Source organism: Pseudarthrobacter sp. fls2-241-R2A-168 (assembly GCF_030209335.1).
Classification (GTDB): Bacteria; Actinomycetota; Actinomycetes; order Actinomycetales; family Micrococcaceae; genus Arthrobacter.
On the sequence record NZ_JARVSG010000061.1, the window covers coordinates 1 to 21,355 of the forward strand.

General features: G+C 63.4%; 27 protein-coding genes and 1 pseudogene. 20 read left to right on the forward strand and 8 right to left on the reverse strand.

Annotation, left to right across the window (positions count from 1 at the left end; translation table 11 throughout):
• A pseudogene (locus QRN11_RS22180) lies at window positions 1-203 on the forward strand (HNH endonuclease signature motif containing protein); the annotation flags it as partial.
• A gap of 135 nt (window positions 204-338) precedes the next feature.
• Here the strand turns inward: QRN11_RS22180 and QRN11_RS22185 are convergent.
• Window positions 339-1,205, reverse strand: coding sequence for a hypothetical protein (locus QRN11_RS22185; RefSeq protein WP_285314515.1), 867 nt, complete (start codon window positions 1,203-1,205; stop codon window positions 339-341).
• Window positions 1,189-2,952, reverse strand: a complete 1,764-nt coding sequence (locus tag QRN11_RS22190; RefSeq protein ID WP_285314516.1) for an NAD(P)/FAD-dependent oxidoreductase — start codon at window positions 2,950-2,952, stop codon at window positions 1,189-1,191. Before QRN11_RS22190 ends, QRN11_RS22185 begins: the two co-directional genes overlap by 17 nt.
• A gap of 244 nt (window positions 2,953-3,196) precedes the next feature.
• Here QRN11_RS22190 and QRN11_RS22195 point away from each other — a divergent pair, with 244 nt between their 5' ends.
• The 4 genes from QRN11_RS22195 to QRN11_RS22210 all read left to right on the forward strand — a co-directional run bounded on the left by QRN11_RS22195 (window position 3,197) and on the right by QRN11_RS22210 (window position 5,654).
• Window positions 3,197-3,559: a UBP-type zinc finger domain-containing protein gene (locus tag QRN11_RS22195; protein ID WP_285314517.1), complete on the forward strand. Its 363-nt coding sequence runs from the start codon at window positions 3,197-3,199 to the stop codon at window positions 3,557-3,559.
• Between the two features lie 63 nt (window positions 3,560-3,622).
• Entirely contained in the window at window positions 3,623-4,315 is a 693-nt protein-coding gene (locus tag QRN11_RS22200; protein WP_285314518.1) for an MSMEG_4193 family putative phosphomutase, read from the forward strand.
• 23 nt (window positions 4,316-4,338) lie between these two features.
• A complete protein-coding gene (locus QRN11_RS22205) occupies window positions 4,339-4,887 on the forward strand; it encodes a DUF3090 domain-containing protein (protein WP_285314519.1) in 549 nt (182 codons plus the stop codon).
• Window positions 4,887-5,654: an SCO1664 family protein gene (locus tag QRN11_RS22210; RefSeq protein ID WP_285314520.1), complete on the forward strand. Its 768-nt coding sequence runs from the start codon at window positions 4,887-4,889 to the stop codon at window positions 5,652-5,654. The genes QRN11_RS22205 and QRN11_RS22210 overlap by 1 nt, the downstream gene beginning before the upstream one ends.
• A gap of 140 nt (window positions 5,655-5,794) precedes the next feature.
• On the opposite strand, the gene QRN11_RS22215 is transcribed toward QRN11_RS22210, so the two are convergent.
• Window positions 5,795-7,225, reverse strand: coding sequence for a LamG domain-containing protein (locus QRN11_RS22215; RefSeq protein ID WP_285314521.1), 1,431 nt, complete (start codon window positions 7,223-7,225; stop codon window positions 5,795-5,797).
• Between the two features lie 625 nt (window positions 7,226-7,850).
• Between QRN11_RS22215 and QRN11_RS22220 the strand changes: the two genes are divergently transcribed.
• The 8 genes from QRN11_RS22220 to QRN11_RS22255 all read left to right on the forward strand — a co-directional run bounded on the left by QRN11_RS22220 (window position 7,851) and on the right by QRN11_RS22255 (window position 12,114).
• Entirely contained in the window at window positions 7,851-8,405 is a 555-nt protein-coding gene (locus QRN11_RS22220; protein WP_285314522.1) for a hypothetical protein, read from the forward strand.
• Between the two features lie 711 nt (window positions 8,406-9,116).
• On the forward strand, window positions 9,117-9,290 hold the full coding sequence (locus tag QRN11_RS22225; RefSeq protein WP_091418386.1) for a CsbD family protein: 174 nt from the start codon (window positions 9,117-9,119) through the stop codon (window positions 9,288-9,290).
• Between the two features lie 182 nt (window positions 9,291-9,472).
• The gene (locus QRN11_RS22230; protein WP_285314523.1) at window positions 9,473-9,865 is read left to right on the forward strand and encodes a nuclear transport factor 2 family protein; all 393 of its coding nucleotides are present in this window, start codon (window positions 9,473-9,475) and stop codon (window positions 9,863-9,865) included.
• A gap of 207 nt (window positions 9,866-10,072) precedes the next feature.
• The gene (locus QRN11_RS22235) at window positions 10,073-10,396 is read left to right on the forward strand and encodes a hypothetical protein (protein ID WP_285314524.1); all 324 of its coding nucleotides are present in this window, start codon (window positions 10,073-10,075) and stop codon (window positions 10,394-10,396) included.
• A gap of 106 nt (window positions 10,397-10,502) precedes the next feature.
• The gene (locus tag QRN11_RS22240) at window positions 10,503-10,673 is read left to right on the forward strand and encodes a hypothetical protein (protein ID WP_285314525.1); all 171 of its coding nucleotides are present in this window, start codon (window positions 10,503-10,505) and stop codon (window positions 10,671-10,673) included.
• A 61-nt stretch (window positions 10,674-10,734) separates the two neighbouring features.
• Window positions 10,735-10,899 carry a hypothetical protein gene (locus tag QRN11_RS22245; RefSeq protein ID WP_285314526.1) on the forward strand — a complete coding sequence of 55 codons (165 nt, stop codon included), beginning with the start codon at window positions 10,735-10,737 and terminating at the stop codon, window positions 10,897-10,899.
• A gap of 5 nt (window positions 10,900-10,904) precedes the next feature.
• Window positions 10,905-11,057 carry a hypothetical protein gene (locus QRN11_RS22250; RefSeq protein ID WP_285314527.1) on the forward strand — a complete coding sequence of 51 codons (153 nt, stop codon included), beginning with the start codon at window positions 10,905-10,907 and terminating at the stop codon, window positions 11,055-11,057.
• A 547-nt stretch (window positions 11,058-11,604) separates the two neighbouring features.
• A complete protein-coding gene (locus QRN11_RS22255) occupies window positions 11,605-12,114 on the forward strand; it encodes a hypothetical protein (protein ID WP_285314528.1) in 510 nt (169 codons plus the stop codon).
• Window positions 12,115-12,151: 37 nt separating this feature from the next.
• Here the strand turns inward: QRN11_RS22255 and QRN11_RS22260 are convergent, their stop codons facing one another.
• Window positions 12,152-12,601, reverse strand: coding sequence for a DUF4259 domain-containing protein (locus QRN11_RS22260; protein WP_350224021.1), 450 nt, complete (start codon window positions 12,599-12,601; stop codon window positions 12,152-12,154).
• 310 nt (window positions 12,602-12,911) lie between these two features.
• Between QRN11_RS22260 and QRN11_RS22265 the strand changes: the two genes are divergently transcribed.
• Together QRN11_RS22265 and QRN11_RS22270 are read left to right on the forward strand one after the other, a co-directional pair.
• On the forward strand, window positions 12,912-13,640 hold the full coding sequence (locus QRN11_RS22265) for a hypothetical protein (protein ID WP_502935067.1): 729 nt from the start codon (window positions 12,912-12,914) through the stop codon (window positions 13,638-13,640).
• Between the two features lie 173 nt (window positions 13,641-13,813).
• Window positions 13,814-14,701 (forward strand): DNA/RNA non-specific endonuclease, encoded by an 888-nt coding sequence (locus QRN11_RS22270; RefSeq protein ID WP_285314530.1) that lies wholly within the window; start codon window positions 13,814-13,816, stop codon window positions 14,699-14,701.
• Window positions 14,702-15,038: 337 nt separating this feature from the next.
• On the opposite strand, the gene QRN11_RS22275 is transcribed toward QRN11_RS22270, so the two are convergent.
• Window positions 15,039-15,197 (reverse strand): hypothetical protein, encoded by a 159-nt coding sequence (locus QRN11_RS22275; RefSeq protein WP_285314531.1) that lies wholly within the window; start codon window positions 15,195-15,197, stop codon window positions 15,039-15,041.
• 810 nt (window positions 15,198-16,007) lie between these two features.
• Between QRN11_RS22275 and QRN11_RS22280 the strand changes: the two genes are divergently transcribed.
• Window positions 16,008-16,586 (forward strand): AMIN-like domain-containing (lipo)protein, encoded by a 579-nt coding sequence (locus QRN11_RS22280; RefSeq protein WP_502935069.1) that lies wholly within the window; start codon window positions 16,008-16,010, stop codon window positions 16,584-16,586.
• Window positions 16,587-16,915: 329 nt separating this feature from the next.
• Window positions 16,916-17,146, forward strand: coding sequence for a hypothetical protein (locus QRN11_RS22285; protein ID WP_285314533.1), 231 nt, complete (start codon window positions 16,916-16,918; stop codon window positions 17,144-17,146).
• A 285-nt stretch (window positions 17,147-17,431) separates the two neighbouring features.
• Here QRN11_RS22285 and QRN11_RS22290 read toward each other — a convergent pair whose 3' ends face one another.
• Window positions 17,432-17,725 (reverse strand): hypothetical protein, encoded by a 294-nt coding sequence (locus QRN11_RS22290; protein ID WP_285314534.1) that lies wholly within the window; start codon window positions 17,723-17,725, stop codon window positions 17,432-17,434.
• Between the two features lie 612 nt (window positions 17,726-18,337).
• Between QRN11_RS22290 and QRN11_RS22295 the strand changes: the two genes are divergently transcribed.
• The 3 genes from QRN11_RS22295 to QRN11_RS22305 are packed head-to-tail and all read left to right on the forward strand — an operon-like array spanning window position 18,338 to window position 19,313.
• Complete coding sequence (locus tag QRN11_RS22295; protein WP_285314535.1) at window positions 18,338-18,982, forward strand: hypothetical protein; 645 nt, start codon at window positions 18,338-18,340, stop codon at window positions 18,980-18,982.
• Window positions 18,979-19,143 (forward strand): hypothetical protein, encoded by a 165-nt coding sequence (locus QRN11_RS22300; RefSeq protein WP_285314560.1) that lies wholly within the window; start codon window positions 18,979-18,981, stop codon window positions 19,141-19,143. Before QRN11_RS22295 ends, QRN11_RS22300 begins: the two co-directional genes overlap by 4 nt.
• Window positions 19,140-19,313, forward strand: coding sequence for a hypothetical protein (locus QRN11_RS22305; protein WP_285314536.1), 174 nt, complete (start codon window positions 19,140-19,142; stop codon window positions 19,311-19,313). The genes QRN11_RS22300 and QRN11_RS22305 overlap by 4 nt, the downstream gene beginning before the upstream one ends.
• Window positions 19,314-19,399: 86 nt before the next feature.
• On the opposite strand, the gene QRN11_RS22310 is transcribed toward QRN11_RS22305, so the two are convergent.
• Together QRN11_RS22310 and QRN11_RS22315 are read right to left on the reverse strand one after the other, a co-directional pair.
• Window positions 19,400-20,128, reverse strand: a complete 729-nt coding sequence (locus tag QRN11_RS22310; protein ID WP_285314537.1) for a PspA/IM30 family protein — start codon at window positions 20,126-20,128, stop codon at window positions 19,400-19,402.
• A 662-nt stretch (window positions 20,129-20,790) separates the two neighbouring features.
• Window positions 20,791-21,201 (reverse strand): hypothetical protein, encoded by a 411-nt coding sequence (locus QRN11_RS22315; protein ID WP_285314538.1) that lies wholly within the window; start codon window positions 21,199-21,201, stop codon window positions 20,791-20,793.
• Window positions 21,202-21,355: the final 154 nt, after the last annotated feature.

Below are 21,355 nucleotides of genomic sequence, written 5' to 3' on the forward strand. Positions count from 1 at the left end.
CGGGCTGGACCTCACCCACCGGCCGCCACTACAAAGCCGAACACCACGACTGGGAACCACCACACTTGCCCAGGCGACTGGCACCGCCTCGGAAAGGCGCATGGCCTTCACGATCATCACCCGGCGATCCGCCGGACTTTATCTACACCAGATGCTCCCCCGGGGAGGACTACCTGGAGCGGTTCCTCCACGGCAGCTCCTAGCGAACCAGCAATCGGGGCGACCGGGGGTCCTGCATGCGAATGTGCAAGACCCCCAAACGTGTCTCGCAGGCCTTGCGGTACCCCGCCGCCCATGCGGGCCTTTGCCGGGGCACCCCTGCACGAGCATGAGGTGGCTCAGTTTATTCCTGCCCGGGCGGCCGGTGCGAGCGACAGTGCGAGCGCCCACCCGCCGGCCACTCCGATGGCAAGCAGTACGGTTACGAAGCCGATCGCCGGTGGGCTCGGCCATGTCAAGGTGCCGCCGTACCGCAGCAGGGCGATTGCCTGCAGAATGACGAAGGCTACGGAGGTCAGGGCCACCGGGCGGGCTGTGCGGAGGTCGCGGCTGAACTGACCCTGCGCGGCCGCCCACCCCAGGCCGACCAGCCACGCTCCGATCGCCCTCCCTGTGAGCTCGGTCAGAGGCCAAGGCCACCACGCCGCGGCTGGAATCGGTGCTGCCAGCAGCGCCAGGCCATACAACAGCAGCACCCCGGCGATTCCTGCCAGGAGCAGCCGGAGGACAGGCGGCAACACTGGCCTTCCCGCTGTTCCGGACACGGGGGCAGGAGGCCGCGATCTGAGCTGCATTCTGCTGATGGCGAGCATCGCCACTGGCACCACCGCATATATTGCCAGCCATGCCCAAGTGGCTATTTGGGCAGTGGGGGCAGTATCTGGCGAAAGGTGGAAGCGATCGATATGGACCAGGGTGACTCCCAAGGTCAATGTCGTGAAAATGAACACAGGCCACACCGCCAGCCTCGCTGAATCCCAACTTTCCGAACGGGCGCCGGTCACCTCCAGGCCTGCACTCGCCCAGTATGCAGCCCCGAGGAAGACCGCAGTCATGGGCGGATTGACTGTCCACGCAAAGAATTCATTGGTCTGCAGCGGAAACACGAACAGCACGAGCCCGGCAAGGAATACCAGGAATGCAGCGACGTACAGCAGCCACCGCATCGGCGGAATCAACGGTGCGACTTCAGTTGACGCGGACATCACCTGGCCGATCCTCGGGTGCGGTTTCCCCACCAGGAGCTTGAGGCGAGGCAGGCAGGGGGTTCTCGGCCAGGTAGGCGTGAAGCATCGAGACCACGGTGGCGCCGTCCCCGACTGCCGTAGCCACCCTTTTGATCGAACCGGACCTCACGTCGCCGATAGCGAAAACGCCGGGCAAACTGGTTTCCAGCGCCAGTGGTGGCCTGGCGGCCCGGACGGACCCGGTGTCACTGACATCCCGGGCGCCCGTACGCAGAAAACCGGCCGGATCACGCTCTACAGTGGCCGGCAGCCAGGAGGTCCGCGGCACCGAACCGATCAGCACAAACAAACCTGCCGCTTCTATCTCCTCGCTCGCGGTTGCATCGGAGGCTTCGGATGCGGCAACCTTCACGGCGGTAAGGAATCCGTCCTGATGCCGGGCCCCCACGAGCACGGCGCGATAGCGGATCGCGACGTTCCGGGTGGCCTCAAGTTGGGAGATAAGGTATTCCGACATGCTGACCGACAGGGTGGGTCCCCGCACCAGCAGCATCACCTTCTTCGCGTACTTCGCAAGGTGCAGAACAGCCTGTCCGGCCGAATTGCCGCCACCCACCACACAGACGGGCTTTCCTGCCATGGACGGCGCCTCGGAAACTGTGGCCCCGTAGAAGACGCCTCTGCCGACCAGATCCTCGAGTTGAGGTATGCCGAGGCGGCGGTAGTCCACGCCGGCGGCCACCACCACGGTGCGGCATCGCACCACGCTGCCATCGGAAATTGACACAGCGTAGAGTGCCCCGTCCACGCGAAGCCCCTCCACCTTCCGCAGGAACAGGAAGTCCGTCCCCAAAGTCCAGGCCTGATGGAATGAGCGGTAGGCCAAGTGGGCGCCGCTCACACCTCGGGAGAAGCCAGGGTAGTTGCGGATCAGTGAACTGGTGCCAGCCTGTCCGCCCACTGCTTCTCCCTCCACCACCATGGTGGAGAGGCCCTCGGAGGAGGCATAAACAGCAGTCGCGAGACCGGAGGGACCGGCTCCCACCACCACCACATCGAAGATCCTGTCCGCCGGCGGCGGTCGCGTCACCCCCATCGCTTCAGCGATCTCCTCGTTGCTGGGGTTCTCGAGCACAATTGGTGGAGCGGTGAACTCCAGCACCATAACCGGCAGCACGGGGCTGCGCAGGCCCAGGCTCTCCAACGTGCGTTGCGCGGTCTCAGACCCCACAGGGTGGAAGACCGCCGGGATGTGGTTTCGGCTCAAGGAGTCGCGCAACATGTGAGTCCGTTGGTCGCCTACCTCCCCGATCAGCCGGACTGCCTCGAAGCCGACACCCTGGGCCAGGTGCCAGTCGTCGAGGGCGTCAGTAATTGCCCCGTGGAACTCTTCGTCACGCGATCGCTCGGGACGTATGATCACCAATTCGGCGTAACCCTGGGCGATTGCCCGGAAAACGGTGGGGGCGCTGGCGAAGTCACCCCATGTCACCACAACACCGCGCTTGGCGGCAGGGTGAAAGCCATAGGCACGTCGCAGGAATTCGAGTCCACTACGGTCAGCAGGTCCGTAGCACCCAAGTATGAGGGCGACCGGGCGGTTCCATCGCCGGAGCCCCTCCAACACCGCCCGCCCGTGGGCGTAGTCGGCGCAGGCCACCACCTCGTAGTCGGCACCGTACCGTCGACGTAACTCGTCTTCAAGAATCCGCCGGGAGTTCGGGTCTGTGGTGGCAACCAGCATGATCGGAACCGAGTGGTCCATGGCCGCCGTCTTTCCGGATCAAAATGGTTCGGTGGCGCTCACGATACTCGCGATTGGACGATGGGGACAAGAGGTGCCCGGTGCCTGCGGAACGTCCTTTGCCGGCCGTCGACGGAGTTGTATCGCGCCCGCCTCGTCACCTCGAATCTGCCATTCCAAGGGCGCGACGATTCTGCCAGAATGGCTCCCTGGGCGGGCAAGCCGGATGACCTGGCAAAACGGCAGCGATGAAAGTAGAGGACCGATGGAGGATCGCCCGATTCCGGGAATCAGCCTCACTGCCATACCCAGTGGAACAGGGTGCCTGGAGTGCCTTAAGGGTGACGGCCCAGGTTGGTGGCTTCATCTTCGCCGCTGCGCCCAATGCGGCCATATCGGATGCTGCGATTCGTCACCGTCACAGCATGCCAGTGCCCACGCGCGCACCGTCGGCCATGCCGTCATGAGGTCATTTGAACCTGGCGAGAACTGGTTCTACCAGCGCACCACCAAAAAGTTTTTCCACGGTCCGCGGCTTCCGGATCCGCAGTCCAGGCCCCTGGATCAACCGTCGCCTGCCCCCGCAGACAAGGTGCCGGCAGACTGGCGGGACCACCTGCACCGGTAGCCGCGCAACTGTAAACAACCGCGACGCCGGGATTCAGTGAAGGAGGCTGGTTAGGCTGTAGGAATGGCGACAGTTATCCTCGTGCGGCACGGCCGCACCACAGCCAACGCCGCTGGACTGCTGGCTGGTCGGGCGGCCGGCGTCAGCTTGGACCAGATCGGGCTCGAGCAGGCAGCTTTAACCGGAGACCGGCTCGCGTTGGTGCCTTTGGCCGGGGTGGTATCGAGCCCCCTCGAGCGTTGCCAGCAGACCGCCCGGCTCATCCTCGACCGCCAGGCTGGTAATCCTCATTCGCCGTCCGATCCCGATCTCACCGAGTGCGATTACGGCCAGTGGCAGGGCCGCTTACTCAGTGATCTCGCGACCGAAGACCTGTGGGCTGCAGTGCAGTCCCAGCCGTCCGCCGTCGTATTTCCCGGCGGTGAATCCATGGCGGCGATGCAGGCGCGGTCGGTAGCAGCAATCCGACGCCACGATGCGGCTTTCGAAGCCGAGTATGGGCCAGGAGCCGTGTGGGTGGCAGTGAGTCACGGTGACATCATCAAATCAATCCTCGCCGACGCGCTTGGTATGCACCTCGACCTTTTCCAGCGCATCAACGTGGGCCCGGCCTCCGTATCGATCGTGCACTATGGTGCTGTCCGGCCGAGCGTCTATGCGACAAACACCGATGCAGGCGATCTGTCATGGCTGTCCAAAGGCATCAGCTCCGGCGATGCACCGGTGGGCGGCGGTGCAGGGCAAGCGGCGCCGTAACCTCATGTGCCTAGAATACTGACATGCCCACACGAGTTCATGAGTTTGCCTGGCCTGACCGGGTCGTCATCGGCACAATCGGCGAACCAGGGGCGCGCACGTTCTACCTGCAGGTACGCACAGGTAAGCAAATTGTGAGCATCGCCTTGGAGAAGCAGCAGTCGGCCCAGCTCGCAGAGAAGGTTGACGGCATCCTCGATCAGCTCAGCACCCTCGAGGGCAACCCCTTCAGCGTTCCCAAGGGTACTCCCATCGAACTGGTGGACAATGACCAGCTCGAGCCGGTCGAGGAGCAGTTCCGAACCGGTGCAATGACCTTGGGCTGGGACCCGACGACGGCGCAGGTGGTCATTGAGGCATACCCGCTCACCGACGCTGATGATGACGACGAATCGCCTGATCAGAACGGCATTGAAGTGCCCGAAATGCTGCTGGTGCGGATGCCGGTTGGCACCGCCCGCGCCTTCGCCAAGCGGACGCGTGAAGTTGTGGGCGCCGGCCGACCCGCCTGCCCGCTCTGCGGTTATCCCGTGGACGCGGACGGGCACGCCTGCACCCTGCCCGAGGCCTGATGCCCGCGCCCGAGCTGCTGACTGCCGAGCTCACGCTCTCCGGGCGGATCACGACGGCGTCGAATGCCACCTTTGTGGGCAGCATCGGCGACACCACAGTCGTTTATAAGCCGATAGCCGGGGAAAAACCACTATGGGATTTTCCCGACGGCTTCCTTGCCCACCGGGAGGTCGCCGCCTACCTGGTCTCTGAGGTTCTCGGCTGGAACGTTGTGCCTCGCACCTGGCTCCGCGATGGTCCCCTAGGCCAAGGAATGGTGCAACTGTGGCAGGACACTGACCCCGACCAGAACGCGGTGGATCTCGTTGCCGCGCATGACGTTCCGGAGATCGGGTGGAAACAGGTCCTTGAGGGGGAGGATGAGACGGGGCGGATGGTCGCCCTCATACATGAGGACACGCCAGCGCTCAGACGCATGGCGGTGTTCGACGTCGTCGTCAATAACGCTGACCGCAAAGGCGACCACGTCCTTGCCATGAAAGACGGGCACCGGCACGGCGTGGACCATGGACTGACCTTTCACCGAGACCACAAGCTGCGCACGGTGCTGTGGGGGTGGCTGGGAGCCACATTGACCGACGAGGAATGCGACGGCGTCGATCGCGTCATCGAAGGACTGCACGGTGAGCTGGGGCGAAACCTGGCGAACTTGCTCAGCGCCGAGGAAATCGCCTCACTCGCCAAACGCTGTGCCCGGTTGCGCTCGGCAGGGCGGTTTCCAGCTCCCAGCGGTGACATGCCCGCAGTTCCTTGGCCACTGTTCTAAGGGCACTACGGCTACAGGCTTCGCACGTTGGCCCATGGCTCCCCCGCCGCTGCAACCTCGGCGCTCTTGTGGATAATTTCAACCTGAGGGGCGCGCGGACGGCACGTCGCGCGAATCCTGGATTCTATTCAGCCGGGATGTCAGGACCCGAATTTGAAGGACTCGACGACCTCCCCGGCTCCGGCTTCCCTGAGATAGTCATTCAGACTCCACTGTGCGCGGAGGGCGGTCACCTCTACTGCAACGTTTCCGCCTCTCCAGTCAAGAAGGATGAGGCGTATTTCGAGTGGGGCACCGGCTGCGTGGTAGAAGTCGGAAACTCCGCCACCGATCATAAGGGGAACTGCGTGGAAAAAACCGCCGAGCGGGCATGTGCTCTTCCAGTCGTCGCTGACGCGGAAGTCCAGGGCTATTCCCGTCAAGCCGCCAAGTGAGGTGGGGGCCTCTGCTGCAATTTCAAGGCCTGGGACGGTGCGGTACCAGGCGGCAAGTTCTGCGGCCCTGGTACCTACTCCTGGTTGCGCTTCTTCACTGCACTGCGCCGCGGCGCGAACATTCTGATACACGCCAATGTAGCTTCTGCCCCAATCTCCTTCCTGGGGATCGCTGGGGCGGAGCAGCAGTACTTGGCCGGGAAGGTCTTCCTCGTTGGACCATCCCTTTGGGACTGTGTAGGACAGCTTCAGTTCAAATGATGTGGTTTCATGTTTTGTGCCTGGTTCCAGGGGGCCGAGGCAGATGCCACCGTGGGGATTGGGGTAGATGAAGGGTGCAGATTGCTCGGGGCGATCGAGCGTGGCTCCTTTGGGGGCGGCGACCCCTGCAGCGGCAGTCACCTCATCGGCGCCGAGAGCGCGGGGCCAAGTTCGAACGTCGTAAATGGTTCCTTTGAAGAATCCTTCGGGTTCTCCGTGGGACTGGCCCCTGCCGAACAGCAAAGCCCCTTGCGATGCGAACAAAGGGTCGGTGGCGATACCTTGCTCGCTCACGGGGAACCCGTTGAGATAGAAGCGGGCCTTTCCGGCCGCGGTATCGTAGACGCCGGCAAGGTGTACCCAGCGGTCCGGTGTCACCTCGACCCGCGTCGCCCGGTCCCGGTTGGTGACGAAGTTGTCCCCGTTTCCATCCTTGGGCTTGACCGAGAAGGACCAGAACCCTTCATTGACGCCCAGGAAAAACGCGCCGGCAGTTTGCCCTGCTTGGGTGAGCACTGTGACGTTCTGCCCGGGTTGCCCCTTGGGGCGTACCCACGCGCCGACCGTGAAGTTTGAGTCGGTGGCGACCGGACCGGGAGCGGAAGTGCTCGCGAAGCCAGTGCCCTCAACCACCAACCCCTCACCTGTCCATTGGGCGCCGCCTTGCATGGAGAGGGTCACGCCGCCAGTCGAAGCTTCAGGAGCCGTGAGTGGCCACACGTTAGCTGCGCCCAAGTCCTTTGATGAGTTGCAGGCAGCGAGGGTCCATGCCAGCATCGCGGCAACGATTATCGCGACGATTAGCGCCTGGCGACGGCCGGCCGGGGGTTCGATGATCGAAAAGGCACCATCGGTGCTGAGATCCCGGATACCCATAATGGCCTCTTTGCCGTCTAGTAAGGCGAGATCCGGACAAAAAAGGATCGCCGGTTACGGGTGGACCCATTTAACCGGAAATTATGAGGAAGCCGTCGGCGCCGTCCGGCAGGGGATGCGCAGACCTTCAAGATACGCTCAGCCCCCAGCTAAGGGAAGGGACCCGTCAGGCGTCGCGCCGTGACAGCGGGCACAATTGGGCCCCGGTCCAAGGCGTTCTGCCCATCGTCATGCGGCTGGCAGGGTCCGGGCATGGTGAACTTATGACGCATGAGGCATCAGCTGCCACCGCCCGAGACCTGACCGGCCGAGCCGGTACGACGCCGGCTTCCTCGGGTCCCGGTCACGGCATCCTGTCTGGGTGTTCATCCCGCAGAGTGAAGAAGCTCTTCGGATCGTCGGCGCCCAACAGGTCGTGGTGGAAGGCGATGGCGTCCACGGGCCGGGTGTCCACGAGACAAGATTCCAGGCAAGATCCATCAGTTCGTGGATCGCCGCGTCAACAGTTGGAGCCGTCATAGCTCCATGGTGCTCCCGGGCACCGACAGTTTGGGGTAGCGGGCGGGTGTGTCCTGCAGGGCTGTTGCTTTGAGCGCTGGGCGTGGCGAACATGGGAGGTGTGGACATGAAAGGCATCCGCCGGCTGGCCTTTCCCCTGTGCCTGCTGGTACCGATGGCCGGCACGACAGGATGCTCCTATGACTACCCGGACCAGGCGAGCACCTCGACAGCCTCAGCCGACGGCACGAGCACAAACGACCCGTTATGGACCACCGGATCTTCTCCACAAACCGCTGATCCTCTGGTCCTTCAGCACGAGGTCAGAAACTACCAGGACCTGGACGCGCTCTTGAAAGCCGTGCCAGGGCCGGTCCTGCTCTACCAAAAAGGTCCAATGGACGGCCCCGCCAGGGGCTTCGGCGGGAGGGAACAGGTGCCGGCAGCCGGCCAGTACACGGTCACTGTCGCCTGCGTCGGGGCCGCCAAAGCCACCATCTTCATCCGGCAGGAGCATCCCACGGTCACCCTCTGGCCCGTCGAGCTCATAGTGGACTGCCCAGGAACCACGTCCCAGGTCATCACGCTTCAAAAGGGCTACGTTTCGACACACCTATCCCTGCCCAGTCCCGGAGACACACCCTGGACAGGGGCAGTCGGCGGAGTACGCGTTACCGGTTGAGCATCCCGTCTCCTCGACGCCGCTTCCCTACCAAGATCCGCGAGTCGAAAGGGTGGCGATCACATCGTCGCCCCATGAGACTAAGCTGTCCGGAGTCGATCTGATCACTTGATCCAACAGCACTCGTTCCACGGGCTCAGCGTAACGTCACTGCTGCCATTGAGCTTGTCGATGACCGGATTATGCGAACCAGGACGGGCGCCTGAGCCCTTGCGATGGATTCGGCGGTTGTCTGCCGGCCGAGGGCCACCAAGGCGAGGGTATCGAACTTGTCGGCGTCCCCACTGTTCCCCGCGTCCCGGACGATTCGTCCGCGGTACGCTCTTCCGGGAAGCCGGGGAGAAGATCTCGGAAATCAGCTCCCCGGAAGCTGGCCATGGCCCCGACTCAACCAGCGGAGAAGAAGTCCGAGCACTCCTTGCCACCGTGGATCCCAGCACGGCAAACCCGGCATGGACAAAGTTCGCCCCTAGGGATGTCCTGCCGCTGCCTGAAGGATCACAAGCGATTAACTTGGAAAAGGCATCTGCTTGGTCACCGATAACGGCCCGTCGACGGCCCAGCGACACCTGACGTAGCGTCTTGCGCTGCGGCAGGGCACATCAACTGACGAATGCAAGTCGGCTCGTCCGACTTGCGCGGTCAATCCTAAGCATGCTTAGTATGGGTGTAGCCGAATGCGAACGGCTGCCAACCAGAGGAGGAAACACCATGGGACTAGGCGACAAGATTGAGAACGCGGCCGAGAAGGCCGGCGGCAAGGGCAAGGAAGCGGCCGGTAACGCCACGGGCGATGACAGCCTGAAGGCTGAAGGCCAGACGGACCAGGCCAAAGGCGACGTGAAGCAGGCCGGGGAAAAGGTCAAAGACGCCTTCAAAGACTGAATGGTTTTACGAAAGGGTGCGCTCAGCGAACGGGGCGCACCTTTTTCGTGCCCTCATTTTGTGAGGCCACGCCCGCTGATCCGGCACTGCCCGCGGCACTTTAAAGCGCCCATCGACAAACCGGCCGCTCGAGCCTACTCTGACCTCGCAGGAATCCGACAACGAAGACGGAGGTGCCCAAAATGGGCGCACAGGAAGATGTGGCACTGGTACGGCGCGGCTATGAAGCTTTCAACGCGGGCGACATGGACACACTCAGGGAACTATTCACCGAAGGCGCTGTGTGGCGCGTTGGCGGCAGCGGCGCCCTGTCAGGCGCGAAGCAGGGCAGGGACGCAATCCTGGCCTATTTCGGCGAGCTGGGTTCGCGCTCCAACGGAACCGTCAAGGTCGATCTGGAAGACGTGTCCGCCGGTGACAGATATGTGATCGGTGTCCAGTCGAACCATGCCGAGCGCGACGGCAAGTTCCTGGACCAGCGATCCGCCCTCGTCTTTACCCTCGCTGACGGAATGGTAACTGAAGTCCTCGAACTCCAGGAAGACACGGGCAAGGCATCTGACTTCTGGTCCTGACCGCAAGTCATTCGAAAGGCGCACCGCAATATAGGTGTGCCTTTTCGTGTCACTCGAATTTGCCCGGTCAAGAAATTCTTGATCAACTCTTGGGGACTTTCGGATTCACTCTTTGCACCCGGCCCCCCATCATTGCCTCAACGCGCCGGTCAGTCCCGGCCGGGCTCGGGTCGGGAGCTTCCCACCCGTGATGAGGATGGAGCCGAAATGGTGGCGTTCCGAGTAGAAATCGGTGAGGGTGGACAACCGTCGTGGTGGCTTTACGGAGTCAATGACGAACTCCTGGCCTGGGCCGGCAGGTATTACGTTTCCCTGGCCTTTGCGCGCGATGAGGCGGCCGCATTCCGGTCATCCGCGCTTCGGGCGGTGTACGAAATCTATCCGCACCCGGCTGGTGGCTGGGGCTGGAGGGCTGTGCAGCCCGTAGACTACTACATGGCCCATTCCGCCGCCGGTTTCACTAAGCCGGCAGAAGCTCGCCGCGCTGCGAGACACGTCAAGACGGTGGCACATCGGGCCTCCGGGCTGTAGACAACGCCCCGGACGTATAGGGCTGGACACCCTCCTGTCGTTAGAGAACCAGGAGGCCGCGGAGTTGCGTCCAGGATTCACGGTCCTTCAGTCCTAGGCTTTCGGCATGCACCCCTTAGCGGCGATCGGTCTGGTGTTCCTCGCCGCCACGGCTTGGACCGTCACGATCCTGACCATGCTGATTCTTCTGGTCAAAGCCCGGCGCCGTCCCCCAGCCGAAGCCAGGAGCGCAGTCCCGGGTGCAGCGGTCCAAGGCTCCGTTGAGCGGGCGGAGTAGAGATAGCCAGGGCCCCTTGCCGACCGCGTAGCCTAGGGGCAACGACTATTTGGGGGTAGCAATGTTTAGTCTCAGTCCCGCGTTTGGCATCCTCGGCATTCTGTCCGCGGCACTCAGCATCGTCCTGGCCGGCCTGGCGGTGTACGCCCTGGTGTTGGTCATCATCTTCCTTCGGCTGCGGATCACCGAGCTGAAACGTGCTGCCCCACCGAGGAACAACCCGTAAACCCCATGACCCAGGTCAAACGCCCTGCACCACACCCGGAGTGGGTCATGATGTACAGCAAGGGCACCAGCGCTCCGAGGATCGCCGCCGGGGCTGGCGTGGCTCCATCGGTGGTGCGCTACACCTGGCTATTGCCGCAAAACTGGAGCCCGGTCTGAGGTCTGAACATCGCGAGGCCCTGCCGCCTGCTGGGCCGCGGCTCACCGTTGCCGGCCAGCAGAACCTTGACGACATCCTCGCCTTTTACGCGTCCGAGGACCGGCTGCCCGTAAGGGGTCGGTCTGCACGCGAGTCGGCGTTGGCTAATTGGCTGCCACGCCGCTGCAAGGAGGCATCCGAGGGAAGCCTCTCCCCTGCCTACCCTGCCCTGGACCAGGTCCCCGGATGGCGGAAGCCCAACGAAGCGGGACGCCGACGAGGCCCGCTGGAAGCAGCGCCTGGACCAGGCGGCCACCTACCTGGCCGCCGACAACCAATGGGCCCGGCACAATAAGACCGAGGACCAGTCGGAACGCACCCTGGGCGTCAGGCTACATACCCAAACGGATCACCCGGCGGGCGGGGAAACTCGACGCGGCCAAGGAGAAACAGCTGGACGAGGTCGTCCCCGGCTGGCGACAAGGCCGCGAGCGCAGCGCCCAGAGGCGAATAAGAGACCGCGAGTAGTGTGGAGAGACGCCAAGCAACAACATTTCGGGGGAAATAATGCTTGAAAATACCGCCCGGCCATCGCAGCCACCGCCGCCGGCAGCCCATCGCCATGTTCATCAGGCGGACCTTCCTGAAGAACAAATCTACGTCCTGGAAGCGGTGCCCAAACGGCGGCTGGGCGGCTGCTTCGTCGCGATACTTCTCAGTTGCTGGATGCTGGTGATTCCGATCGCCCTTATCGTCCGACTCAAAGATGTTCCGGGACCAGGGGCGGGAGTGGTTTCGGTCATCATCGTCGCCTCTGCTGTGGCGACTGCCGCTCTTGGATGCTTCCGTTTGTTCAACCCCCGCGATGAACGCAGGGGCCTGGCCATCGCCCTGGTCATTTCATTGGCAGCGACTGTAGGTGCGGCGGTCGCATCAGTTGCCATTCCCGGTTACGGTCCACTCCTGATTATCCCCGCCCTGATCGCAGGACTGCCCGCAGTATTCATGCTCAGCAAGGACACCCACCCGCAGATAGCTGCCGGTTCAACCTTCCGGATGGCAGTTGATCGTCAGTAGCTGGAACAACACATCGGCTGACGGCAGGCGCCGCACGTTACCGCAGGGCCGCGCGCAGCCTCTCCGACAGGTCGTCGAGGGATTCTCGCCATTCGGGCTCGTCGGCGTCGTCCCACAGCTCGGCCAGCTCGGACTTCTCCCCGGCCACGCGTCCTACCGCTTCCAACGCCAGCTCCACGTCTTCGGGGGTGAGCTCGGCCCCGTGCGCGGCCACCCAGTCGGCGACATGCTCGGGCAGGTCCCCGGACGGGTTGCCCTGGCAGGCTGCGGTGATGTCGGCGGCCACAATGGCGATGCTGTCCTCTTGTGCTCCGACGTAGCCGCCGTTAGTTTTGGCCAGCGCCCCACGGATAACGTCCACACCGCCGGCTTCGAGTTCGTCCAGCCAGTCCAGCGCGTCATCATTCTCAAACGGCAAATAGCCCCATGCGCCCGCTTGATTCCCCTTCCGGTTGCCCGAACTTGCTGGCACCAATATGGCAGACACTGCCGGTATTCTTGCGTACCCACACGGAGGCCGTGGTCCTTTCCTGACCGCTTGTAGTCGTCGAGCAGAGGGGCCCAGTATCGTCGGTTTCCTTGCCCGAGTTGTGCGCTGGGCGTGATCTAGGTACAACTCTTACGTTGTCACGGCTTCTGTGCCGGAGGAGACTTGAGGCGACGGCATCCCATCTCGGGCCGCCCGCGGGGCCACCCGGCTGCGAGGCCTCACAGTACCCCTGTAGCGGCTTGGTGGATCGATGAGCTCGACACCCCTCGAAAATGCCGCTCAGCGTTCGCGCCATCTCATGCCCCTGATGGCTATCGCACTGATTTCATGTCTCGGCGGGTGCGAGTATGAATCCAACGACGTCGCCCTCCCCTCCGCCAGTTCTCCCACTACGGAGGCTCGCACCGTCTCACCGCTGCCGGAGAGTGGCGACACTCGCATGGTCCGACCGCTGCCGAAGAGTGGCGACATCGACGCCGGCACATACCTTGTCCCCGTCGCCGGCTACACGGAACCTTTCGAGATCACCGTCCCAGACGGCTGGTTTGCTCTTGACAGCAAAAGCCTGGGCAAGGACGACCCGGATCACCCGGCTGAATGGGCCGTCTACATAACTCTTTGGCCTGCCAACTATGTGTCGATGGACGTATGCAAGTGGATGGGCGCTCTTGCCGATGTCGGTCCGTCGGCCGAGGCCTTCATCAAGGCCATGGCGGCGCAGGCGTCAACGGCAAGTACCCCTCCCACCAAGGTCATGGTCGGCAATGACTCCGGCTTCGAGTTCGACCACTCGGTCGAGGGCGACGTGGACATCAACGCCTGCGACGCCGACAGGTTATGTATCCACTCAGAAAATAGATTTACCTGCACACACGGGTACTCGACTCGGGGCCAACGCGAAACCTACCGGGTGGTCGACCTCAACGGCCAGCGCGCTGTCGTCGCGGTGGGCAATATCGCCGAATCAATCAATCCTGAACTGACGAGAGAGGCACGCGTCGTCTTCGACTCGATCGTGTTCAAGTCCGACAAGTGACCAGCTGATCCGATAGGCGATTCCGCCCGCGGGCGGGATTGGTCCGCGCGCGGGCTAACGGAAGGCACCCACTCAGGCATTGCCCGGTGACAGCGGGGCACAACCTGGCCCCTGCCCCTGCCGTTCAGCCCACCGTCATGTGCGGCTGCTAGGGTCCGGGCGTAGATGAACTGATGACGCATGAGGCGCAGGTCGCCACCGCACGGGACTTGGCCGGCCGGGCGGGGTACGACGCCGGCTTCCTCGGAGTCCCGGTCCCGATCCCCGCGCTGCCAGGCGTTGAGACCGTCCTGCTCCCGTACACGCACTTCTCCGTCCTCATGCGCCCGGGCAAGCGGCTCGCCGCGGTGACCGCCCTTGCCATGGACGGGAAAAAGCTGATGGACCTGGACCGGGCCGGGATCCAGTGGCGGCTGGATCCGCGCCTGCCGGAGGAGCAACAGACCGGTGAACGGGTGTATGCCCGCAACGACCTGGACCGCGGACACCTGGTCCGCCGCGGCTCCGCGGTCTGGGGCAATACCCGGGCCGAGGCCGAGCAGGCGAACGAGGACACCTTCTACTACACGAACGCGGCCCCGCAGGCGGCCAAGTTCAACCAGGGCATGGAACTCTGGCTGGTGCTGGAGTCCTACCTGCAGAAGAACGCCGCCGACAACAGCCGGCGGATCGTCGTGTTCACCGGACCGGTCTTCGGCGACACCGATCCGGTCTACCGGGGCGCGGACATCCCGCTGCGCTTCTTCAAAGTCGCCGCCTTCCGCCACAAGGGTGAGCTTGCGGCCACCGGCTATGCTGTGGACCAGACACCCTCCCTGGACGACCTGCCGGAGATCCCCCTCCCCCGTGCCATCGACGAGGCTCCCCCGCTCGGGCCGTTCCGGACCTTGAAGGTACCCATTAGGGACATCGCCGCACTCACCGGGCTCGACTTGGACCAGTTTGTGGCTGTGGACCGGATGCCGACCGCGGCAGCCCTGCCAAGCGCCCGGATTACCTCCACGTGGCGGGGGCTACACTCCCCCGAAGACCTAGACCTGGACTTCGACCTCGGCGACTAAAGGTACGGCTGCCGATGATCTCTCCGCTTGCTACTGTTGGCGAACGCTGAAGAAGCCTTTCGGGTCGTCGGCGCCCAGGAGGTCTTGGTACGGCAGCCGGGGCGATGACCCGAACTGCACTGTCTCTTTTACCCGCCCGCCCAATGACCGAAGTTTCCCCCTCCCCTGGTTCGTTCGTCATCGTCTTTGCCGCACCGCCGGCAGCGCTTGTACACACTGCCGTCTTCGGCGTGTTCGACATGCCATTCGTGCCGGATGTTCAGCTTGCACAGCAGGGCCTGGATCATGGCGTCCTCCGATTCAAATCGCAATGCTCTACACCGCTCGGGGTGGTCACCTACCACCACCGCCTTAGAGCCCAGTCGTTGGCTGCCCCATCCCCGTCGGCGCTGTCCTTGCCGCAGAGCAGGCAGCGTTTGTACAGGCCGCCGTCGTCGTTGTGTTCGACGTGCCAGCGGTGATGGAGATTGAGCTTGCACAGCAGTTCCGTGAGCATGACGCCTGCGTGCGCTAAAACTAGTCGTAGGTGCGGGAGTCTTCAGGGTGGCCGATGTCTGAAAACCTCCCCGACCGCCGGGCAGCGTGGGGATCTTCCAGCCCGCAGTGAATACAGCGGAGGGCGAACTCGCCGTCGTTCATTTGGGCCAGCCAGTGATGGCCGATGCCCCATCCGCAAAGCAGTTTTCGGATCATGATGATGTCTTCTCCGGGGGCATGCCCAGCTGTCTGTTAGCTGGCCGCGTGACGTGGCCATAAGGCTAATCATGGCCTTTCGGAAGCACCCGGGAAAGAGCCAGTCAGTAAGGGTTCGATCAGCTCGTGCCTACCCAGGAACAGCGAAGAAGCTCTTCGGGTCGTCGGCGCCCAGGAGGTCGTGATGGAAGGCTGTGGCATGACGAGGTTCTGCGCCCAGAGCGACAGAGAGCGTGTCCTCCGTGGGGACGACCGTGGGCCGGTCCCCCAACTAATGGTACCGACCCACGGCGGTGGCCGTCCCTGCCCGGGGCCACCACATCCGCTGCCTTTTCTGGGGGCAGCGGATGTCTTACCGGCTGACTGCTCAACCACGAGTAGGAACGAATTACCCATGCCATGCCCGGAATCACGTTCGGGTTACTTCTCCCTGTCCCGGCGCCGTTACCAGCATTACGGCCGGGTGCAAGATACGGCCCCGAAACGGTTAAGACGGACGACAAATAGTCCCCGGATTTACTGACGCGTGACCACGCCGCGGCCTTCCTTACGGTTACACCCCGAAGCTGCAACAAGCCTCGTTTCCGGGCTTGCCACTCCCTAGTCTTGAGCTATTCACCCGCTCCACCTCTCTGAATGGCACCCCAATGAAAAACTCCTACTCTGGCTCACGGCGCTTTTGGCGGCCGTCGGGCTGGGCATTCTGGCTCCGGGGCCCGCCTCGGCAGCCTCCTATTGCGGGCTCGCATGGGGATCTCAGGACAAGACCGCGCCCGAGATGAGCTCAGCATCCGTCACCAACGTCCGGACAGGGCAGCAACCCTGCTTCGACCGGATGGTGGTCGACCTCAACGGCCCCGCCAAGGGCTACACAGTCCGGTACGTCCCCGAGATCATCCAGGACGGCACCGGCTTCACGATCCCGGTCTACGGCAACGCACGCCTGCAGATCGTCGTGAACGCACCCTCCTATAACCAGAACGGCAACGTCACCTACAACCCGGCTGCAAAGGCCGAGCTGTCCAACGTGGCCGGCTACCAGACCTTCCGGCAAGTCGTCTATGCGAATAGCCTCGAAGGTTCCACCAGCATCGGCTTGGGCATTCGTGCCCGGCTGCCTTTCAGGGCCTTCACTTTGGACGGGCCAGGGTCCGGTTCCCGGTTGATCGTGGACGTCGCCCACTCCTGGTGACGATCGATAAGGTGCCGCACGCCGATGATCGGCGTGCGGCACCTTTTCATGTCCGGCTCGGGTCCAGCGGCTACTTCTGAAGCCTTAAGAAGCTTCTCGGGTCGTCAGCGCCCAGCAGGTCATGCGAACGACGATGGCATCCACACCTTACGGAACACACTAAGTGCCGTTAATGGGAGAGGCCTTGCTCAGGGACAATTTTCTTAGAGGGACAGGCAGGCGCGAGCCGCCGAGTGACCATGGCAAAAGGAGATACGCAGGCCTAAGATAGTGGCGTCGAACTGCCGCAAATCCGCAGACCGACACCCTCTGGAAAGGTCGCGGTTTCCGTGGTCAAAAATCCATTCCACCACTCCCCGCATACCGCCGGCGGGGAGAAAAAGCCGGAAGGACACAGGCCTTCCTGGCTCCAGCGGGAAGACGCCGCCATCAGCCACGGCAAGAGTAGTCTCTTCTTCATCGCCCACGACACTCCTGTGCCCCCTGACGCGACCTGTCTCCAGGGCCACGACATCCTGCCCGGTGAAAGCACCTGCAGGGAGGGCCATCCGATCGGCTGAACGGGCATTCCCCGAGGGGACAGAACCGTGCTGAGAACTATTCTCTGCAAGTTGAACTTAGGGCACCATTGGGCGGCGGAAGCCGACGAAACCGGGAGTTTCCGGCGCGTGTGCGTACACTGCGGCAAGTACGATTCCCACAGCTCCCGATGGTCCGGACACCTCGCGGACGGAGACCGGCCCGCACGCCCCGACTGGGGTTCCTATTCCTAGTCCTGAATCAGGCCGACGCCGCGGGGCGGGCGGTCAGCCGCCATCCTTGCAGGACCCCCTTGCCCCTCGTCCTCAATACCGACGGGTCGGAAGCGTGAAGACGCTCTTCGGGTCGTCAACGCCCAGCAGGTGGTGGTGGAAGTCGATGGCGTCCACCGGCCGGGTATCCACGAACAGGACTGCCACCTCTCTGGAGTGGACGACGGTGTAGCGGGTGAGGTCTTCCACCCAGGAATGGATCCCGGTGAACTCCTCGACGAACAACCCGTCACCGAGCAGGCCCCGCTGCCCGAGCAGATCGTAGACAAGATTCCAGGCGAGATCCATCAGTTCGTGGATCGCCGCCTCAACAGTTGGAGCCGTCATAGCTCCATGGTGCTCCTGGGCGCTGACAGTCGCGGGAAGCTGGTGGGTGTGTCTTCCGGGAACATTGGCGGACCCTCAGCTTCCACTCCGCCTTCGCCTGCGGCGGCCCGCAGGGTCCATCCTTCGTTGGGGGGTCCCACGAGATCGGGTCCAACGTTCTCTCGGCCACGACGGCCTGGGTCGCCTTGTCGTATAGGGTCACGCGGACGGCCCGGACCCCTATCCACATGTACACCGAGCTCTCCGTCGCCGCGTCGTAGCGTTTCCCGGCACCAAATTGCGTGCAGGCATTCTGGTCTTCACGATCCAGGCACTCCACCACAAAGTCGAGATTGCCCGAGTTTGGGATCACCGAAAAATCCAATGCCAGAGTGCTAAACCTCATCGCTGTGTCGCAGGAGGCAGCGCCGCACCCCGTCAACGTCGTAGCCGCCAGAAGCAGAAAGGCCACACTTGATCGACGTATCCCCGGTGTCATTCCCTCACGATAGCCGGAGACGTCCAACTCAGGCATGCATGGCTAGACTGAGTGGGGTCAGGACGGATTGGGGGATCCATATCGGCGTGCCGCCGTTCCGCTGGTCGGTCGCAGTCAGCGCGAAGAGGAGTCCGATGACCTTCTTCCAAGACCTGCCCGTGCCCGAGGAACCGCGCCGCGGCAGGACCTTCAGGTACGTTCCCCCGGCCTGGGCTGGTGCGCCGGCCCATGAACTGCCTGCAGTGGTTCATATCGGTCAGTTCCTGCACCGCAGCCCGACATTCATCATGGCCGTAGAACTCGCGAAGGTGTACTCGACCGGTTGCTCCTTCGATCTGACGTGGACACTCCGGCGGGGTAACGAAGACGATAAAGCCTGGGCTCAGCTGACTGCGGCGTTCTTCGGTCACCCGCACAGCATGCAGGCCATAGAACGACGCCCCTTCGCAGCCCTTCTCCTCGGTGTCCAACTGGCCGACGGGACCAAGGCCCGGGCCGACTCAACTCTGCACCGCCGCTATCCGCCGGGAACCGCCAAGCAGCCCGACCCGCCCGTCCTCATCCTTCAAGGAAACGGTGGCAATGGAGGCGACGACGAAATGGCCGGCAAGGGCAGCGTATGGCTTTGGCCGTTGCCCCCGGCCGGGGACCTCCGTCTGGTAGCCCAATGGGAAGAGCTTGGAATGCCCGAGACCTCCATCGCCATCGACGGCGGCCAGCTTCGGGAGGCCGCAGCGGGCGCCCAGAAGTATTGGCCCGTGCAGGGCGGGCAGGGATGATGGTTCTCGACATATTGGTTCTGACCGTGGTCTTCGCGGCGGTCTTCTTCTACGTCCTCTACGGCGTCATCCGCGCCGCCGTCCGTGACGGCATCCTCCAGGCGGACGAACGCCGGCAGCAGGCCGGGGTTGGGGTCAACAGCAGCGGAGACGGAGCATGAGCGCACCTGGCTGGCTCGTGACCGTCGTCGGGACGGTCTTCCTCGTCTTTGTGCTCCCGTACATCTTGGCAGCGTTCGGCCTGGTTCTCAACGGCACCGAAACCCTGCTCCTCGTCGTCCTGCTGTGGGCCGGCAGCTGGGTCTTTCCTCGCCGGCAAGCCGCAAAATGACGCGAGCCAGCGTAGGCGCCCGGCCCTTTTGAAGCGCGAAGGGCCCCAGATCAATGAGGTCCAGGGCCTTCATGCGGATGTACGTCCTAGTAGTCGATCGCCTTCCGGTCAATGGACTTGAGGGCGGCGAGGCGTGCTTCCACTTCGGTCTGCTCGCCGAGGTCTTCCAGGGAGGCGAACTGGGCTTCCAGGGATGAGGCGGCGAGTTCCTGCTGGCCGCGGACCGTGGCTTCCTGGCGGCGGATGTTCTGCTCGTACCGGCCGATGGCTGAGGTCGGATCTCCGGCGTCCAGGGACTTGAGCGCATCGTTGACCTGAGACTGGGCGGCGGCGACTCGGGAGCGGTTGACCAGCTCGTTGCGCTTGGCGGTCAGCTCGTGCAGCTTGCCCTTCATCTGGTCCAGGCCGCTCTTGAGCTTGTCGACGACCTGGTTCTGGGTGGCCAGGGCCGGTTCCCTTGCCTTGGCGGTGGATTCGGCGGTCATCTGCCGCTGAAGGGCGACCTTGGCCAGGGCGTCGAACTTGTCCGCGTCCACACTGTTCCCGGCGGCGCGGAACTCGTCCGCCTTGCGGGAGGCGGCGATGGCCTTGTTGCCCCAGGTATTGGCATCGTTCACGGCGCGGGCGTGGTCGTCCTCGGCCATCCGGAGGTTTCCGATAGTCTGCGCGACTGCCGCCTCGGCTTCACGGATGTTTTCCGAGTAGTCGCGGACCATCTGGTCCAGCATCTTCTGCGGGTCTTCGCTGGAACCCAGGAGGGCGTTGATGTTGGCCTTTGCCAACTGGGCGACGCGGGCGTAAATACTCTGCTTCACGGGGGTCTTTCTATCGGTGGAATTTGCATCCTATGTGTACGGCATATCGGACGGCCAGAATCGGGTTCCTACCGCCTGTCGCTATTGGGCCGCTTCCGGGTGCAGTCATGCTGCGATCCAAGCGCTGATTACGGCCCAAGGCAAGCCTCGAACTCGTCCGGGCACAAGTCGTCGGTTCGGTGCCGCTGACCTTGTCACATCGCTGCCGGCGGTGCTCAACCATGACCCAAACAGAACGAGAAGGCCGCGCTTTGGAGCACAGATCCCGGGGCGTCCTGCTCCGCGGCCTGAGCGTTACCAGTGGCCAGAAGATCATGAACCGGTAACGGCTGTATCGATGCAATCACGTGTCCGTAACCCTTTGGGCGAATGGAGGAACCGACGCCTCGCTACAGACCTACACTGAGCCATGAGCACGACCGCAGCGTTGATCCTGATCTTCTGTGTTGCCACCGCCTGGATCTGCTTGACGGTATTCGTGCTCTTACGGTTGCGCCGCCGCCGGCGTGGGTCATCGCTCGTCGCTTCCGCTCCACCTACGGCCGAACCCGTCAGCAGCCTCTCTTACAGACCATGGCGCGCCGAAGGTGCAGTAACCGGCAAGGTCCCGAGACATCGGCGCCGGCTAAGAATCAGGAAAGTACACGGCTGATCCCTCTGCTCTACAGTCCCCTCTGCCGTCGGTCCCGTACCCTGATGACCTCGACGACCCCGGCCAAGGCGAGCGGGAACGCCACGACAACGGCGAGGTATCGCTTCAGGTCGTACGGGGAATCCAAGGTCGCCCCGCCCACGAGAAGCCCTGGCAGCCCCACGCAGACTGTCACCCAGACGCGGGCGTCCCGTGCGCCGGACCAGACGGCGGCCGCGAGGGACATCGTGCAGCCGGCGAAGATGTAGCGGTTAGCGATCCAGACCTCTTCCTGCTCTGCTGGAGCCGGGAGCCACATGTGCCAGCCGGCGTGCCATATCCCGTAGCCGATCAGGATCATCGAGGCGAGGACGAGCAGGATCCAGGCAATGGTTCGGGCTCGCCGGTCGATCTCAGCCGACTGTGGCCTGGTCCAAGGCATAGAGCAGCCCCTCAGTGTCCAGGACGTCGTAGAAGGCCACGGTTTGCCCGAGTCCCGGGCTGAAGAAGTCCATCCCTGTGTTTTGGTACATTCCCATTCCCGTGCCGAAAAGTCCGGCCACGCCCTGAGCCCCGAAAGTCAGGCTGACATGGCG